At 41.9% G+C, this 334-nt stretch carries 1 protein-coding gene; it reads right to left on the minus strand.

The window, feature by feature from the left end; all coding sequences use genetic code 11:
* The coding region (locus tag AAX04_RS11560; protein ID WP_156519862.1) for a hypothetical protein at positions 1-248 on the minus strand (248 nt) is incomplete at its 3' end.
* Positions 249-334 lie beyond the last annotated feature (86 nt).

Genomic DNA, 334 nt, shown 5'->3' on the forward strand with positions numbered 1-334 from the left:
AGTATGTACCATGGTGATGGTTTTAGTGTTGGTGGTATGAATTGTAGTGCTACGTTGCTCCACTTTGGCCCTGGGTATGGGAATAGTGGTGCTGCTAGGGCTAGGGCTACTACGAAGACTGTTAAACCAAACCCAGTCTTACCCTGACCAGTACTCGTGAAGATGACTATTGAAACATACAACTGATGCAGGAAATCAACAACCCTATTAACAACCCTCCTACCAAGAGGAACAGAAACACCCATCATACACCCCTCACCCTAGGATCAATCAAACCATAAGTAACATCAGCAATAAAATTACCCAAAATAACAGCAATAATAATAATAAGGAA

The organism is Caldivirga sp. MU80, assembly GCF_001663375.1.
Taxonomy (GTDB): Archaea; Thermoproteota; Thermoprotei; order Thermoproteales; family Thermocladiaceae; genus Caldivirga.